The 15,675-nt window shown below is 70.2% G+C and carries 18 protein-coding genes; 11 read left to right on the top strand and 7 right to left on the bottom strand.

All coding sequences use genetic code 11. The features are described from left to right. Positions 1 to 86 precede the first annotated feature (86 nt). Genes AB0K37_RS18950 through AB0K37_RS18935 form a run of 4 tightly spaced genes read left to right on the top strand, consistent with a single transcriptional unit; the run spans position 87 to position 3,631 of the window. Positions 87 to 554: a hypothetical protein gene (locus AB0K37_RS18950; RefSeq protein ID WP_363982443.1), complete on the top strand. Its 468-nt coding sequence runs from the start codon at positions 87 to 89 to the stop codon at positions 552 to 554. Between the two features lie 37 nt (positions 555 to 591). Continuing rightward, on the top strand, positions 592 to 1,800 hold the full coding sequence (locus AB0K37_RS18945; RefSeq protein WP_363982440.1) for an arginine deiminase: 1,209 nt from the start codon (positions 592 to 594) through the stop codon (positions 1,798 to 1,800). Further along, positions 1,797 to 2,735, top strand: a complete 939-nt coding sequence (argF, locus tag AB0K37_RS18940; protein WP_363982437.1) for an ornithine carbamoyltransferase — start codon at positions 1,797 to 1,799, stop codon at positions 2,733 to 2,735. The genes AB0K37_RS18945 and argF overlap by 4 nt, the downstream gene beginning before the upstream one ends. Next, positions 2,732 to 3,631, top strand: a complete 900-nt coding sequence (locus AB0K37_RS18935) for a carbamate kinase (protein ID WP_363982434.1) — start codon at positions 2,732 to 2,734, stop codon at positions 3,629 to 3,631. Before argF ends, AB0K37_RS18935 begins: the two co-directional genes overlap by 4 nt. A 23-nt stretch (positions 3,632 to 3,654) precedes the next feature. Here AB0K37_RS18935 and AB0K37_RS18930 read toward each other — a convergent pair whose 3' ends face one another. Next, a complete protein-coding gene (locus tag AB0K37_RS18930) occupies positions 3,655 to 3,897 on the bottom strand; it encodes a hypothetical protein (RefSeq protein ID WP_363982432.1) in 243 nt (80 codons plus the stop codon). Further along, entirely contained in the window at positions 3,894 to 4,592 is a 699-nt protein-coding gene (locus AB0K37_RS18925; protein WP_363982429.1) for a helix-turn-helix domain-containing protein, read from the bottom strand. The genes AB0K37_RS18930 and AB0K37_RS18925 overlap by 4 nt, the downstream gene beginning before the upstream one ends. Before the next feature lie 175 nt (positions 4,593 to 4,767). Between AB0K37_RS18925 and folE the strand changes: the two genes are divergently transcribed. After that, entirely contained in the window at positions 4,768 to 5,325 is a 558-nt protein-coding gene (gene folE / locus AB0K37_RS18920; RefSeq protein ID WP_363982449.1) for a GTP cyclohydrolase I, read from the top strand. Positions 5,326 to 5,345: 20 nt separating this feature from the next. After that, positions 5,346 to 6,311 (top strand): FAD-dependent oxidoreductase, encoded by a 966-nt coding sequence (locus tag AB0K37_RS18915; RefSeq protein ID WP_363982426.1) that lies wholly within the window; start codon positions 5,346 to 5,348, stop codon positions 6,309 to 6,311. A gap of 20 nt (positions 6,312 to 6,331) precedes the next feature. Here the strand turns inward: AB0K37_RS18915 and AB0K37_RS18910 are convergent, their stop codons facing one another. Then, positions 6,332 to 6,475 (bottom strand): hypothetical protein, encoded by a 144-nt coding sequence (locus AB0K37_RS18910; protein ID WP_363982423.1) that lies wholly within the window; start codon positions 6,473 to 6,475, stop codon positions 6,332 to 6,334. A gap of 68 nt (positions 6,476 to 6,543) precedes the next feature. Here AB0K37_RS18910 and AB0K37_RS18905 point away from each other — a divergent pair, with 68 nt between their 5' ends. After that, a complete protein-coding gene (locus AB0K37_RS18905) occupies positions 6,544 to 7,575 on the top strand; it encodes a hypothetical protein (RefSeq protein WP_363982420.1) in 1,032 nt (343 codons plus the stop codon). An 89-nt stretch (positions 7,576 to 7,664) separates the two neighbouring features. On the opposite strand, the gene AB0K37_RS18900 is transcribed toward AB0K37_RS18905, so the two are convergent. Next, a complete protein-coding gene (locus tag AB0K37_RS18900; RefSeq protein ID WP_363982417.1) occupies positions 7,665 to 8,936 on the bottom strand; it encodes an SGNH/GDSL hydrolase family protein in 1,272 nt (423 codons plus the stop codon). A gap of 309 nt (positions 8,937 to 9,245) precedes the next feature. Beyond that, the gene (locus tag AB0K37_RS18895; protein ID WP_363982414.1) at positions 9,246 to 9,680 is read right to left on the bottom strand and encodes a hypothetical protein; all 435 of its coding nucleotides are present in this window, start codon (positions 9,678 to 9,680) and stop codon (positions 9,246 to 9,248) included. 152 nt (positions 9,681 to 9,832) lie between these two features. On the opposite strand from AB0K37_RS18895, the gene AB0K37_RS18890 reads away from it, so the two are divergent. Then, positions 9,833 to 10,396, top strand: a complete 564-nt coding sequence (locus tag AB0K37_RS18890; protein WP_363982411.1) for a dihydrofolate reductase family protein — start codon at positions 9,833 to 9,835, stop codon at positions 10,394 to 10,396. A gap of 119 nt (positions 10,397 to 10,515) precedes the next feature. Here AB0K37_RS18890 and AB0K37_RS18885 read toward each other — a convergent pair whose 3' ends face one another. Both AB0K37_RS18885 and AB0K37_RS18880 read right to left on the bottom strand, forming a co-directional pair. Beyond that, on the bottom strand, positions 10,516 to 11,523 hold the full coding sequence (locus tag AB0K37_RS18885; protein WP_363982408.1) for an RNA polymerase subunit sigma-70: 1,008 nt from the start codon (positions 11,521 to 11,523) through the stop codon (positions 10,516 to 10,518). A 169-nt stretch (positions 11,524 to 11,692) separates the two neighbouring features. Next, on the bottom strand, positions 11,693 to 12,076 hold the full coding sequence (locus AB0K37_RS18880; protein WP_363982405.1) for a DUF5997 family protein: 384 nt from the start codon (positions 12,074 to 12,076) through the stop codon (positions 11,693 to 11,695). A 55-nt stretch (positions 12,077 to 12,131) separates the two neighbouring features. On the opposite strand from AB0K37_RS18880, the gene AB0K37_RS18875 reads away from it, so the two are divergent. From AB0K37_RS18875 to AB0K37_RS18865, 3 genes are all read left to right on the top strand, one after another. Continuing rightward, on the top strand, positions 12,132 to 12,815 hold the full coding sequence (locus tag AB0K37_RS18875) for a LysR family substrate-binding domain-containing protein (RefSeq protein WP_363982402.1): 684 nt from the start codon (positions 12,132 to 12,134) through the stop codon (positions 12,813 to 12,815). A gap of 155 nt (positions 12,816 to 12,970) precedes the next feature. Further along, positions 12,971 to 13,975 carry a hypothetical protein gene (locus AB0K37_RS18870; RefSeq protein WP_363982399.1) on the top strand — a complete coding sequence of 335 codons (1,005 nt, stop codon included), beginning with the start codon at positions 12,971 to 12,973 and terminating at the stop codon, positions 13,973 to 13,975. A 204-nt stretch (positions 13,976 to 14,179) separates the two neighbouring features. Then, entirely contained in the window at positions 14,180 to 15,646 is a 1,467-nt protein-coding gene (locus AB0K37_RS18865; RefSeq protein WP_363982396.1) for an MFS transporter, read from the top strand. Positions 15,647 to 15,675 lie beyond the last annotated feature (29 nt).

The raw sequence follows: 15,675 nt of genomic DNA, 5'->3' as shown, positions 1-15,675 counted from the left end.
GAAGGGAAACCGCGCCGCGGCCGGGTGGCCCTCGGCCCGCGCGTACATCTCCGCCGCCTCCTTCTCCCCGTCGGCGGTCATGCCAGGTGCCGTTCGCCGCCGCGCGCGACGGGCTGTTCCCCCGGATCTTCGCCCGCACCGGACGCGGCGGCACCCCGGTCGCCGGTCTGGTGATCTCCAGCGTGCTGGTGACGGCGCTGATGGCGATGAACTACAACGCGAGCCTCGTCGACCAGTTCACCTTCGTGATCCTGCTCGCCACCCTCACCACCGTCATCCCCTACGCCTACGCGGCGGCCGCCGAACTGGTGCTGCTCGCCACCGACCATGCCGCGTTCTCCGGGCGCCGGCTCGCCCGCGACGCGGTGATCGCGCTGCTGGCGTTCGGCTACTCGGTGTGGGCGGTCTCCGGCGCCGGCCAGGAGGTCGTCTTCAAGGGCACGCTGCTGGTCTTCGCCGGATTCCCCGTCTACGCGTGGCTGAAGTACCGCGACGCCCGCACCCCGCTCGAGGCCGTCGGAAGCGAGCCCGAGCCGCCCGCCAAGGCCGCCTGAACCGCCGCCTGAACCGCCGTCCGAAAGGAAAGATCCCTTGTTCACCGTCTCCTCCGAGGTCGGGCGGCTGCGCCAGGTGCTGCTGCACCGCCCCGACCTGGAACTGCTCCGCCTCACTCCGGCCAACAAGGACGACCTGCTCTTCGACGAGGTGCTGTGGGCGAAGCGCGCCCGGCAGGAGCACGACGTGTTCGCCGACACTCTGCGCGAGCGCGGCGTCCAGGTGTTCTACGTCGCCGACCTGCTGGCCGAGACCCTCAAGAACGACCAGGCGCGGGCGCACGTGCTGGACCACACCGCCGCCGATACCGTGCTCGGGCCGACGCTGGCCGGTCCCGTCCGGGCCGCGCTCGACGGCCTCGACCCCGACACCCTCGCCCGGCACCTCATCGGCGGGCTGACGAAGGCGGAGATGGGCCTGGCCGTCCACAGCCTGCTGCTGGCCTCGCTCGACGACGGCGACTTCGTGCTTCCGCCGCTGCCCAACCACCTGTTCACCCGCGACCCATCGGCCTGGGTGTACGGCGGCGTCACCCTGCATCCGATGGCCAAGCCCGCCCGCCGCCGCGAGACCCTCCATCTCGACGCGATCTACCGGTACCACCCGATGTTCGCCGAGCGGTCCCAGCCCGTCTGGTATCCCGGCGCGGACTTCGCCCTCCCCACGCTCGAAGGCGGCGACATCCACGTCCTCGGCAAGGGCCTGGTCCTGATCGGCATGAGCGAGCGGACGACACCGCAGGCCATCGAACTGCTCGCCCGGTGGCTGTTCGCCGAGGGCGCCGCGCACCGCGTCATCGCCGCCCAGCTGCCCCGGCGGCGGGCGTTCATGCACCTCGACACCGTCATGACCATGGTCGACCGGGACGCCTTCACCGTCTACCGCGGGCTGCCGCCGCTGCGGTCCTACACGCTCACGCCCGGCCGGGCCACCGAGGTGCTGGTGCACGAGAACGAGGCGCTGTTCCCCGCCATCGCCCGCGCCCTCGACCTGCCGCACGTCCGCGTCCTGACCGCCGATCAGGACGTCCGCGCCGCCGAGCGCGAGCAATGGGACGACGGCGACAACGTCCTGGCCGTCGAACCGGGCGTCGTCGTCGCCTACGAGCGCAACGTCACCACCAACACCATGCTCCGCCACCACGGCGTCGAGGTCATCACCATCCCCGGCAGCGAACTCGGCCGCGGCAGAGGCGGCCCCCGATGCATGACCTGCCCCCTGCACCGCGACGAGGTGACCCCATGAAGGACCTGCTCCGCACCGCGGACCTCAGCGCCGACGACCTGGCCATGCTGCTGAAGCTGGCCATCGGGTTCCAGGACGAACCGGGCTCGGCTCACGAGCTGCTGGCCGGCCGCATCGTCCCGATGTACTTCGCCAAGCCGTCCACCCGGACCCGCCTGTCCACCGCGGCGGCGGTCGCGCGGCTCGGCGGCGCGCCCGTCACCGTCGGGCCGGACGAACTGCAGTTGCGGCGCGGCGAGACCATCGCCGACACCGCCCGGGTGATGGGCTCCTACGCCGCCGCGATCGTCATCCGCACCTTCGCCGACACCGACGTCGAGGAACTGGCGGCCGCCGCCCCGATCCCGGTGGTCAACGCGCTGACCGACGGGCACCATCCGCTGCAGGCCGTCGCCGACCTGCTGACCGTCAAGGAGCACTTCGGAGAGCTGGACGGCCACCGCATCGCCTACGTCGGCGACGGCGGCAACAACGTCGCCCGCAGCCTGATGGAGGCCGCCGCGGTCGCCGGCATGGAGATGGCCATCGCCTCCCCGCACGGTTACCTGCCCCAAGAGGAGGCCCTCGCGTCCGCCAGGGCCGAAGCCGAAAGGCGCGGCGGAAGCATCGTGGTGACGCAGGACCCCGCCGCGGCGGCCAGTGGCGCAAGTGTCGTCTACACCGACGTCTGGCTGTCCATGGGAGATCCCGAAGACGAACGCGCGCGCCGCCGCTCCGTGTTCGCCGCGTACCGGGTCGACCAGGACCTCATGAACCGTGCCGGTGAGGACGCCGTGTTCATGCACTGCCTTCCCGCCCATCGCGGCGAGGAGGTCACCGCGGCCGTCATCGACGGCGGACGGTCACTGGCCTTCAGACAGGCCGCCAACCGGCTCCCCGCCGCCCAGGCCGTCCTCTACGCCCTCCTGACCGGCCGGTTGGAGGGACGGCGATGAGGATCGTCGCCGCACTCGGAGGCAACGCGCTGCTGCGGCGCGGGGAGCCTCTGGACGCCGCCGTCCAGATCGCGCATGTCCGCGAGGCCGTCCGCGGCCTCGCGGCCCTGGCGGACGGCAACGATCTGATCGTCACGCACGGGAACGGTCCGCAGGTGGGGCTACTGGCGATCGAGAGCGCCGCGGACCCGGAGCTCGCCGCGCCCTACCCGCTCGACGCCCTCGGCGCCGCGACCCAGGGCATGATCGGCTACTGGCTGATCCGCGAGCTGCGCCGCGTCCTTCCCCACCGGGAGGTCGTCGCCCTGCTGACCGAGACCCTGGTCGACCCGGCCGACCCCGCCTTCCGCGATCCGACCAAGTTCATCGGCCGCGGCTACCCGCCGTCCGAGGCACGGCGGCTGCGGGACGCTCGGGGATGGGCGATGCGCCCGGACGGTCGTCTGTGGCGGAGGGTCGTCCCCTCTCCCGAACCGCGCGACATCGTGGAACTCGCGGCCATGCGGCGGCTCGTCGACGACGGCTGCGTGGTGATCGCGGCCGGCGGCGGAGGCGTCCCGGTCGACCCGGACCACCACGGTGTCGAGGCGGTGGTCGACAAGGACCTCACGGCCGCGCTCCTCGCCGCGCGCCTGAAGGCGGACACGCTGATGCTGCTCACCGACGTCCCCGCGGTGATGGCCGGCTACGGCACCGCGCACGCCCGTCCCGTCGGCCTCATCACCCCGGCCCGGCTGCGCGCGATGGACCTCCCGAGCGGCTCCATGGGGCCGAAGGCGGAAGCGGCCTGCCGCTTCGCCGAGCAGCGTCCCGGCGCCGCGGCGGTCATCGGCTCCCTCACCGACGCGCCCGCCCTGCTCGCCGGCGAGGCGGGCACCAGAATCGAGACGCCATGAGCGCCGGACCGCCCCGGTGGCGGTCAGGCCTCCTCGGAAGCGCTGCTGGACCGGCCGGCCAGGAATGCCAGCAGTCGGGGATCGGTCGAAGTGAACCGCTCGACCTCCTGGCCGCCGTCGCACTGGCACAACGCCACCGTGACCCCGGACGGGCCCCGGGCCAGGACGCGCCACACCGCCCCGCAATCCTCCCAGCGCCGCAGGACGGCGACCAGGTCGCGCCCGTCGGACCCGTCGGCATGAGCGCCGGGCGGAGAGGCCGTCATCGCGGCCTCGGCGTGAGGGTCACGCAGCAGCGGTTCTCGCCGGGGTCGAGACGCGCCTCGAACTGGAGGGCTCCGACCGCGTCGATGAGCCCGCCGATGAGGGCATGGTTCATGTGGCAGACGAGCTCGGTGTGCGTCCGGGCGAGGGCGTGGAAGGGGCAGTTGGCCATGACCGCGCGGTCGCCCTCGCGCCGCGGCTCGTAGCCGTACTCGGCCAGCGCGGTGAGGGCGGCGTCGAGAGCCTCGGCAGGCGTTGTTCGAGAGCCGTCGCCGGTGACCGCGCTCCCGATCGCCCTTCCCTCTTCGGCGGCGACCTGGCGGAGCGCGTCGAGGACCGGTGTGCCGGATCGCGCCGACTCCGTGATCGCCTCGGCCATCATCCGTCCTGCCAGCTCGTACCGCCGATCCGGCAGCGAGACGGCGATATCGCGCGGCGCCCGGCGGTAGCGCTTGGAGGTGCGTCCGGCGCCGGGTCCGGTGCGGCCGGTGAGGCGGGCGTAGTCGGCTTCGAGGAGCCCTTCGGCCTCGAGCCGGTCGAGATGGAACTTGGCCTGGTGGCGCGGCACGCCGACCGCTTCGGCGGCCTGGTCCCGGCTCACCGGCGCCGGCTGCGCGCACACGTAGAGATAGAGCTCTCGGCGCACCGGTTCGGCAAGGGCACCGATCCCGGCGAAGTCCTGCACGGATCGAGGCACCCGCCCCACCTTCTAACGGACATCGGGGTTGACGTTACAACTGCTCGAACTCTAACGTTAAGGCTACTATCCGTTAGACCTGGAGCCAATCCATGCGCACCGACCCTTTTCCGTCATGACCGAGACCATCAGTTCCCCGAGCGGCCACCCGTCCGCCGGCCACGACCCGATCTCGATGGACCCGGATGTCGGCCTGCAGGTGGCGGCACGCGCGGCACGGGACTTCCTCGAAGCGCTCGGCGTCACCTGTGACGAGCCCGGCACGTACAACAGCCCGTTGCGGATGGCCCAGGCGTACCGGGAGATGCTCACCCCGCGCGCATTCGAAATGACCACCTTCCCCAACGACGAGGCGTACGACGAGTTGGTCGTGGTCAGGTCGATCCCGGTGCAGTCGGTCTGCGAGCACCATCTGCTCCCCTTCACCGGGACCGCACACGTCGGCTACCTGCCGGGCGACCGAATCCTCGGGCTGTCGAAGTTCGCCCGCGTCGTGGAGATGTTCGCCCGCCGCCCGCAGGTTCAGGAGCGCCTCACCCGGCAGATCACCGCCTGGCTGGACGAGCAGCTGCGCCCCGGCGGGGTCGGTGTCGTCATCGAGGCGGAGCACACCTGTATGACCCTGCGCGGCGTACGGGCCGGCGAGACGGTCACCAGGACGACGGCACTGTCCGGCGCCCTCCGCGAGAACCCGGCCACCCGCGCCGAGTTCCTCGCCGCGGCGACCGCCTGACGCCCGGCCCCCGGCACGTGATGCATGAACCGTCTGACCGTGAACCCCTAGCCGTGAACGAGATGGATCAGGAAGGAGCCTGCGATGGCCGCAGTTCCGGGATGTGTCGTCATCGGAGCCGGACTCACATCCCCGGTACCGGGCTGGCCGGGGTGCACACGCTCCGGCGGATCGGCGACAGCGACGCGCTGAGAGCCGCGCTGGACGAGAGCGGTCGATGGGTCGTGATCGGTGGCGGCTGGATCGGCCTGGAGGTGGCGTCCGCCGCGCGCGCGGCCGGTCGTGAGGTGACAGTGCTCGAGCAGGCGCCACTCCCCCTCCAGCGCGTGCTGGGCGATCGCCTGGGCCGGTACTTCGCCGAGTTGCACCGCTCCCACGGGGTCGACCTCCGCACCGGGGTATCGATCTTCGAGATCGTGGGATCCGGCGGTAGGGCGACCGGAGTGCGGACGGACCGCGGCCTGGTTCCCGCCGACCTGGTCGTCATCGGGGCGGGCGCCACCCCCAACACCGCTCTCGCCGCCGACGCCGGCCTCAAGGTCGACGGCGGCGTCGTCGCCGACGAACGGCTCCGCACCAGCGACCCCGCGATCCTCGCGGCGGGCGATGTCGTGAACGCCCGCAACAGCGCGCTCGGACGATCCCTGCGGGTCGAGCACTGGGACAACGCCATCCGTCAGGGCCGGCTGGCCGCGAAGTCGATCCTCGGCCGTCCTGACCGGTACGACTGGCAGCCGTACTTCTACACCGACCAGTTCGACCTCGGCATGGAGTACGTCGGCCACGCACGCTCCGACGACGACGTGGTCGTCCGAGGGGACACCACCAGCGGCGAGTACATCGCCTTCTGGCTCCGCGACGGCCTCGTCACCGCCGCGATGAACGTCAACGTCTGGGACGTCAACGACGACCTCCGAGCGCTCATCGGCCGCGCGATCACGGCCGACCGGCTCGCCGACGCGGACACCGCGCTCGGAGACCTCTGACCCGCTCCGGCCCCGGACGTTCAGCCGTCGATCGCGAAGCCCATCGCCACCGCCGCAGTGACCACGATCTGGCCGGGAGCGAAGTCCTCTTCCACGCCGCCGGAGACTCCGCCGTGGCTGTAGGTCTTGAGGCGTTCCGGATCAACGTCTTCGATGTGCAGCACCCTGCCCAACGTGATCCCAGCACTAGCAGACACTGGTGTTCTTTTGGGTTTGGTTGGATAGTGCTCGCATGAAACGTGCCATCGCGGCCGTCATCGCCGCCGCCATCGCGTCTCTTCCCGGACCCGCCCTCGCGGCCGCCTCCGAACTGCGCACGGCCCCCCTGCCCTTCCTGTGGCCGACGGCGCGGCTCTACGACGTCACCGCCGACGGCGCGGGCGGAGTCTGGGTCGGCGGCGTGCAGGGCAAGTACTGCCTGCGCTGGGGCGATCTGTGCCCCGTGTACAACGACGGGAACCCGGTCGTGCGGCGCTGGGCGGGCTCGTCGTGGAAGGAGTATCCGATCAACGGCTGGACGGACCAGGGCGAGATCGCGCGAATCGCCTCAGGCGCGGGCGAGACCTGGATCGCCGGCGGACTCGGTGCCAGCGGGAGGTGGAGCACCTACGTGGCACGCTTCGACGGCTCGGCGTTCCAAAAGGTCGCGGTTCCGGCCAAGTACGTCACCATGCTCGTCACCGGCCCGGCGGGCACTTTCGCCAGCACCTGGGACCTGGAGTCCGGGGACGGGCTGTTCAAGCGCACCGGCGACACCTGGACCGCCGTCGACGTGCCCGGGATCGACTACGTCGCCGACCTCCAGGCGCTCACCGCGTCCGACGCATGGGCGGTCGGCTACAAGGACGGCCTGCAGCAGGTGCCCGCCGCCGCGCACTTCGACGGCGCGGTCTGGAAGAACGTCCCACTTCCCGCGGGCAACGACTGGTTCCGCAAAGTCGTCCCGGTCGCCGCGAACGACGTCTGGGGCATCACGGCCGAGCGACTGGCGCACTGGAACGGCACCGCATGGACCTACATCGCGCCCCCGGCGGGGTACCCCGACCTCGGAGACCTGACCGTGGACGCGTCCGGGACCCCCTGGGTCGCGCCGGAGGCGTCCGCGCCGCCGGAGAAGCCCCCGTACCGCTACAGCGGCGGCCAATGGGAGCCCGTGACGATCCCGGCCGGGACCGCGGTCTACAACCTGGCCGCCGTGCCCGGCGGCATCTGGGGCGTCGGAAGGCAAGGAGAGGATGACCCGGCGGCCTTCAAGGGCTCCTAGCAATCCTCTGCGCACAGAGTTGCCGACCCGGCTGGCCGTCGGAGGACGCAACAACGGCTGCCCTGTGCCCGACCTCCATAAGGGGCCGTTCAGAGGCGGTGGATGTCGACGGCCTCCGCCATGGCCTTGTAGCCCACATCGTTGGGGTGGATGCCGTCGCCGGAGTCGTAGGCCGGGCGCATCCGGTCGACGTCCTCGGGGTCGGCGAGGGCCCGGTCGAAGTCGGCGACCGCGTCGAACTCGCCCGACGTGCGGATCCAGTGGTTGACCTCTTCCCGGATCCCCTCGGCGCGTTCGAACATCTCGGTCGGGATGTAGGGGGTCTTGAACGGCGTGAGGGTGGCTCCGACGACGCGCACGCCCCGGGAGCGGGCGGCCCCGATCAGAGCGCGGTAACCGGTGATGAGCTGTGCCGCGCTCACCCGCGGGGTGGTGCCGCAGCCGTTGTCGAATTCGCTCGCGAAGAGGTCATTGACGCCTTCCAGGACGATCGCGGTGCGGACGCCCGGCTGCTGGAGCACGTCCCGCCGGAAGCGGGTGACGCCCTTCTCACCGAAACACGGCGTGAGCTCGTTGAGCAGGAGGTTGCCGTCGATGCCCGCGTTGGCGACGCCCAGCGGACGCCGTGCCGCCGCGAGCCGTTCGGCGAGCCGGTCCGGGTAACGGTGGTTCGCGCCGGGCGTGGAGCCGTGCCCGTCGGTGATCGAGTCGCCGAACGCGACGACGGTGCCCCGGCCGTGTCCCCCGCGGACGTCCACTCCGGCCAGGAAGTAGTACGAGTGGCTGGTCTCGCCGGCGAACGCGCCCGCGTCCACGTCGGCGGTGTGGTCACCGGTCGCCCGGTAGGTGGTCGCCAGTCCGTTCTCATGGAAGGTGGCGGGCCCCGTCGGGCCGGCCAGGTAGAGGGTGATCGTCAGCGATCGGGGTGCCCGGAACGGCAGCCGCACCCGGTCCGAGGCGCCGACCCGCCCGGCCCGGATCGTCGCGGAAGGTGCGCCCCCGAAGGTCAGCCGGCGGACGGCGCCCGGCTCGAGCGCGGCGCCGTCCCCACTGATCGCGACGCTCGCGCCGGTGATCCGCAGGGGTCGGTCGCCGTAGAGGTTCGACAGCCGAACGCGGACCTGCTCGCCGCCGCTGCTCAGCCTGACCACCTGCCGGACCGTCTGGCCGTCGAAGCCCTCCATGGACCAGTTCGGCCCGGCGAAGTCGTTGCCCGGGACGGGGCGCTGCACGGCCGCCGCCCATCCGGCGCTCCACCCTGCCCGGACGATGGGCGCCGCCGAAGCGGGCGTCACGGCGCCCACGGCGCTCAGCGCCAGAGCCGTGCCGACGGTGACCGATGCGATCGAGATACCGTTCATCTGCACTCCTGGAAACCTTGTTCTCAAATAGCTCGCTCGGCCGCCTTCACATCGTGGCCTTACGACTCGTCTCTGATTCTGGCATTGCAAACGCTACGTTGCTTTTCCGACGAGGCAACACGCTCATTGCACTAAAACAGCATCTTCACTGATGGAGGCGCCATAATCATTGCAACGACACTGAAAGGTAATGCAACGCCCGATGCTTGAGACGTTGCAATGGATGGGAGTGAAGCCTATGGAGACAGGCGTCCGGGGCATGGGGACGACCGCGATGCCCCGGGGGCCGGCCGCTGCCTCACACACGCCCTAACCGCGCCGATAAGGTTCGTCGGCGTTGTCGTACATCAGGTGCATGGTCGAGTGGTCGTCAAGAACGAGGGGCGCCCAAACCGTGCAACTGCGCGCCATCGGGCGGTCGGCTTTCGGGTGGAATTCCATCACCGCACCGTAGGGCTCGTCACTGTGATTGCCCACCACCCAGGTACCGTTGCCGGACACGCGGTGAGGGTCTGCGTATTCAACCCCGGTCACCTTCTCGGTCCTGCACTGACCGGGGAAGGCGATGTTCTGGGCGGTGAAAGTGCCGTCCGACCGGAAGTCGACGAGGCCGCCCTGGTGGGACTTCCAGACCCCGATCAGCTCCGACCTTTCGATCTTCGGCTGCGTGTCCGCAAGCGAGCATCCGGTGAATGGCAGGAGAGCGGCGAACGCCAGGGCGAGAACGCGGTCCACTCTGCGCATCCGCCCAGCCTAAGGCCGAGGGCGACTCAAAGCCCCGGTCAGGGACCGTCCCGGCCGGCGCGTGCATGCACGTGAGATCATCGCGCGCACCGGTTAGGTTTCCGCGCCGCGCCCGTCTGTATGTGTGAGATCGACTCACAGGAGGCCGGCAGATGCGGAAACTGACCTACGGCATGAGCCTGAGCGTGGACGGCTACATCGCCGCGCCCGGCGACGACCTCGGCTGGGGCGTGCCGAGCGACGAGCTGTTCCAGTGGTGGTCCGACCGGGTGGGGGCGACCGGTCTGGCGCTGTACGGGCGCAGGCTGTGGGAGACGATGAGTTCCCACTGGCCGACCGCCGACCAGCAGCCCGGCGTCACACCGGCGCATGTCGAGTTCGCCCGTCGCTGGCGGGACATGCCGAAGGTGGTGTTCTCCTCCACGATCAGCACGGTCGACTGGAACGCCCGCCTGGTCACCGGCGACGCGGTCACCGAGATCACCCGGCTCAAGGCCGAGGACGGCGGTGCCATGGACATCAGCGGCGCCACACTCGCCGCGGCGGCCATGCGGGCCGGGCTGATCGACGAATACGCGATCGTCACCCACCCGGTCATGGTGGGCGGCGGCACGCCGTTCTTCACCGCGCTGGACAACTGGGTGAACCTGAACCTGGTCGAGAAGCGGACCTTTCCCGGCGGCGTGGTGCTGACCCGATACGAGACGAGGCGATGAGCACGGCCAAATGCTCACCGTGACCCTCGGCTATGAGGGAATCGGGGTGCTCAATCCGCGGTGACTTCGGGTGACGCCGGCCCGTGCGCTGGACTGGTCGACGATGGGGACCTGTCTGATCACAGCGTCGCGGGCAGGCTCAGCCATGGTTTGTCGGTGGCGTCGAATCCGGTGAGCTCGGCGACCTTCCCGTCCACGATGTGCAGGACCGCGATGTTCAGCAAACGGTATTCCGGGTCGCCGGGGGTGCGGAGGTACAGCACGGCGGCAGGCATGCGGTTGACCGTCGTGGCGATGCAGTGCCAGTCGTCGTGGCCGCGCTGGAAGAGCCCGCCGGAGACCCAGCCGTCCACCGCGTCCTTGGCCGTGACGACCAAGGTGCCCGGTTCGGGCAGCATCGCGAAGCGCAGGTCGTCGCGCAGCAGGGCCGTCAGCCCGTCGAGGTCGTTGTGCTCATGGGCGTCGATATACGACTTCACCACGCTGCGCTCGTCATTCGACAGCTCGTGCGTGGCGGGGCTCCGCCAGTCGAGGCGGCGGTCGGGCAGTTGCTCGCGCATCGTCACGCGCGCCCGCTGCAGTGCGCTCGTCACTGATGCGACGGTCAGTTCGAGGGCGCCCGCGGCCTTCGACGCCGGCCAGCCGAGGACGTCGCGCAGGATGAACACCGCCCGCTGCCGCGGCGGCAGGTGCTGGACGGCGACGATGAACGCCAGCTCGATCGTCTCCCGCGCCACCACCGATTCCTGCGGGTCCTCCGGGAGCATCCGGTCCGGGTAGGGCTGCAGGTAACGCACTTCCGAGCCCGCGTCCGGCAGCTCGGCGGGCACGGGTGTGCGGTCGTTGCGCTTCTCCAGGAAGTCGAGGCAGGTGTTCGTCGCGATCCGGTACAGCCAGGTCCGCGGCGCGGCGTGGCCCTTGAACGACTCCCGCTTGTTCCACGCCCGCAGGAACGTCTCCTGCGTCATGTCCTGGGCGTCCTCGTAGTTCGCGAGCATCCGGTAGCAGTGGACCTGCAGCTCACGCCGGTAGCGTTCCGTGATGAGCGCGAACTGTGCCGTGTCGTTGGAGCGGGCCGCCGCGATGAACGCGGCCGTGTCGGCGCCTGGCGGTCTGGCGTCGGTCATGGTCGTCAATCCTTCCGCGGGTGGCGAGGGGCTGCCAGAACTGACGACGTGGCGGAGCATTTCTGATCGGTGAAGCAGCTGACGCCGGTCCGTTACTCAGGAGCCCGGTCGAGTGGTTCGGACGATGACGCGTGCGTGCTGCTTGTCGGCGATGAGAAGCCCCAGTGAGTCAGGCCTTGGCGCGCTGCTGCTTGAGGCGGAGTTCCTCTTCGCGGACTTTGGCTCGGACGGCTCGCTCGCGTTCCAGCCAGTCAGGGTTTTCGGCCTTCAGGTTCTCGATCTCGGCTGTGGTGAGGGGGCCCGTGATGCCGGCGCGGGCCAGACCCGAGGCGGAGACACGGAGCTTGGCGGCGACGACCTGGCGGGGGTGGGGGCCCTCGCGGCGAAGGTCGGCGAGCCAAGAGGGCGGGTCGGCCTGGAGCGCGTTCAATTCGTCCCGGGAGACAAGGCCTTCCTGGAACTCGGCGGGCGCTGCCGAAAGCAGGATCCCCAGCTTCTTGGCCGCGGTCGCGGGCTTCATGGTCTGCGGGGTCTTCGCCTTGGACGCGCTCATGAACTCAAGGGTAGCCAGCGGAAGAGGGCTGCCTGGACGTGACTAGGCTGAGGCAGTGACCGAAGGTGAGTTCCGGCTGGCCTACGTGCCCGGGGTGACGCCCGGGAAGTGGGCTGGAGTGTGGGCCGAGCGGGTGCGGGATGTGCCGCTTCGGCTGGTGCAGTTCCCCGCCGCCGAAGTCGTCCCCCTGCTGCGGAAGGGTGATGTGGACGCGGCGTTCGTACGCCTGCCCGTCGACCGCGAGGGCCTCCATGTGATCCCCCTCTACCTGGAAACAACCGTCGTGGTGGTGCCCAAGGACCACGCGGTGGCCGCGGTGGAGGAGGTGGAGCTTGCCGATCTCGCCGACGAGGACGTGTTCGAGCCGCTCGACGAGGTCTTGACCTGGGGCGACCGCCCCGGGCAGCCTGCCTTCACCCGTCCCGAGGACACCGCTGCCGCGATCGGGCTGGTGGCGTCGGGGGCCGGCGTCCTCCTGCTTCCGCAGTCTCTGGCCCGCCTCCACCACCGCAGAGACCTCACCTACCGCACCGTGGCCGACGCTCCTCAATCCCAGATCGGGCTGGCCTGGCTGGATGCCGAGACGACCGACCTCATGGAGGAACTGATCGGCATCGTCCGCGGCCGCACCCCCAACAGCTCCCGCGGCCGCAACGCCCAGCAACAGCCCGTCCGCAAGAAGCCGCCGCGCCAGCGCTCCACCCCCAAGCGCCCCCAGCAAAAGCGCCGCCGGAAGTGAACAGGGTCAATGCGGGTGCCGGAGATCCCGTTCGCAGATCCCGGGCACGGGTTCGTTCGCGAGCCGCTCGAAGTGGGCGACGGTAGCGTGCACAATGCTCTGCACGGTCGTCTCGTTCCGGCCGGCTGGTCCTCATCTTTCCCGTGGGCGTGAACATGGACGCTGAGAAGCAGGTGGCCCCCGTTCAGCCTGGCCGGCTCGCGAACCTCCGGTCCAGGCTCCGCGACGGGCAGGACCGCCCGCCGACCTCGGTCTTCGTCGTCGGCACGCTGTTCTCGGGCTCGACCCTGGTCGGGCGCGACATGACCACCCGGATCCGGGGCGCCCACTACGTCGGCGAGCTGAACAACTTCACGCAGATGCCCGAGTACAGCCACAAGGACGCCGGCCGAGGCTGCGGGCCCTGTTCACTGCTCGGCAAGGAGTGCCCGCACTTCACGGACGCGCTCCGGGAGCGGGTGTCGTACGACGACATCCTCGGCATGCACCGGCGGTTCGCCCGGTCACTGGGCGTCTCGGTGGTCGTGGACGGGAGCAAGTACGTCACCTGGCTCCGGCAGGCCGTCGAGCAGCAGCTCGCCGACCCGGCGAACCGGGCACCGGTGAACGCGATCGTCACGGCGCGGAACCCGATCGCCTTCGCGATCAGCTACCGGAACCGGACCGGGGAGCCGCTGTGGCGGGGCGCGGGCATCTGGCGGGACACGTACGTGGACGCCCTCCGCACCGCCAACACGTACGGTCTGCCGCACATCGTCGTCCGCTACGAGGACCACATGGCGTGCCCGGAACGGTCTCTGGAGCGGCTTGCCGACTTCCTGCACCTTCCGCTGGACGCGGAGCCCGACAACACGAGGATCCACGACACCGGCGGCAACTGGAGCTCCTTCGTCCCGTACGTGGGCAAGGAGCAGTTGGAGGACTACATCCGGCGGCTCGACGGTCCCGGGCGTGCGGAGGCGGAGGACTTCGTGCGGCATGCGCGGGCGTACTGGAACGACGAGAAGCCCCGGGAGGACACCCGCTGGCGGGGCGGCCTGGAGGCCGGTGAAGCCAACGCGGTCCTCAGTACTCCGGGGCTGACCGACGTGGCGAGCATCCTCGGCTACAACGTCGCGGAGGTCGTGCACGCGGCCGTCCGGAGCGCGCCGGCGGAGTAGTCCCGGAACCTTGGGCGCAGTCGTGGGCGGGGCGCCGACGAGCGTCGAGAGTCTCGTGCGGCGACTTCCGTGACCGGCTGATCGATTCCTCCGCGTGTGGTCGGCCCGCCGCAGAGACGGTGGCGCAAGTGGGGAAGGCGTCAAGTCCTCGCTCAGCACGGCGTGGAAGCCGCTGAACCGAACCGCAGGTGAGGCGCCCCCCAGGTGAGCCGTGAGCAGCTGACAGCGGGGGCGCGCCCGATCGATCGGGTGGAGGGCCGGCCATCTCTTGCTTTGCCGTGCACTGGCCGGACGGTTCTAGCCGTGGCGTTCAAGGGGCGCCACGAGAAGACCACGCAAACGAGAGGAACAACGATGTCCGAGATTCCGGACAAGGATGGAGCCGACTCCGCAAGGGAGGGCCCGGCAGGCAGGGATCCCGAAGCGGTTCAGCAGGGTCTCGACCTGTTCCGCGCGCTGCGGAACCATCGCAACTACCGGCTGTTCTTGACAGGTCACAGCGTCTCGGGCATCGGCACCTGGATGCAGCTGACCGCCCAGGACTGGCTGGTGCTGGAGCTGACGCACGGCAGCGGTGCCGCGGTCGGCATCACGGCCGGCCTCCAGGCATTGCCGGTGGCGCTGTTCAGCCTGTACGGCAGCGTCCTGGCCGACCGGTACCGCAAACGGCGCGTCCTCCTGATCACCCAGGCGGCGATGGGCGTGCTCGCGCTGGTGCTCGGCGTGCTCACCGTCACCGGTTCCATCGAGGTGTGGAACGTCTACGCTCTGGCCTTCGGTCTCGGCCTGGTCGTAGCGCTGAACAAACCGGCCTGGATGGCGTTCACCTTCGAGGTCGTGGGGCCCCGCGACGTGGCCAACGCCGTGGGCCTGAACAGCGCGACGATCAACACGGCGAAGATTCTCGGGCCCGCCGTCGCCGGCGTACTGATCGCCGCCGTCGGCACCGGTCCGGTCTTCCTCATCAACGCCGCGTCGTTCGCCGTCATGGAACTCGTGCTCTGCCTCATGCGTGAGGACGAGCTGTACGTCAAGGTGCCGGTGGCACGGGCGAAGGGCCAGTTGCGCGAGGGCCTGCGCTACGTCCTGGAGCACCGCGACCTGGCCATGGTGATGACCATCATGCTGCTGGTCTCGGCGTTCGGCATGAACTTCACCGTGACCGATGCCCTGATGAGCCGAGAGGTGTTCCACACCGAAGCCTCGTCATTCGGCATTGTCACGGCGATGACGGCCGTCGGGGGGCTGACCGGCTCGCTGCTCTCCGCCCGCCGGAGGCAGCCGAGCATGCGGGGCATGCTGACCGCGGCGACGGCCTTCTCGGTGCTCGTCATCGTGACCGGGCTGATGCCGAGCTACTGGGCGTTCGCGGCCATGCACCTACCGGCGGGCATGGCGATGGCGTCGTTCGTCACAACGGCCTCTTCTCTCACGCAGCTGAGCGCTCCGGAGGAGATGCGCGGCAGAGTGACGGGCCTGTACGTCCTGACGATCATCGGGAGCGGCCCGATCGGCTATCCGCTGATCGGCTGGCTGGCCGAGATCTTCGGGCCGCGTTCGACCCTGATCATCGGCGGTTTCGTGTCCCTGGTCTCAGTGGTGGGCACCGTCGCCTTCATGGCGCCGGTGGCCACAGGGCTGCTCGCACGCGGAACGACACCGCGGCCCTGAACAACCCGTCGGCACGCAGTGCCGGCGCA

Source organism: Actinomadura sp. NPDC049753 (genome assembly GCF_040674655.1).
Lineage (GTDB): Bacteria > Actinomycetota > Actinomycetes > Streptosporangiales > Streptosporangiaceae > Spirillospora > Spirillospora verrucosospora.
The sequence above is the reverse complement of the archived record's forward strand: the minus strand, read 5'-3'. Positions and strand labels throughout refer to the sequence as shown.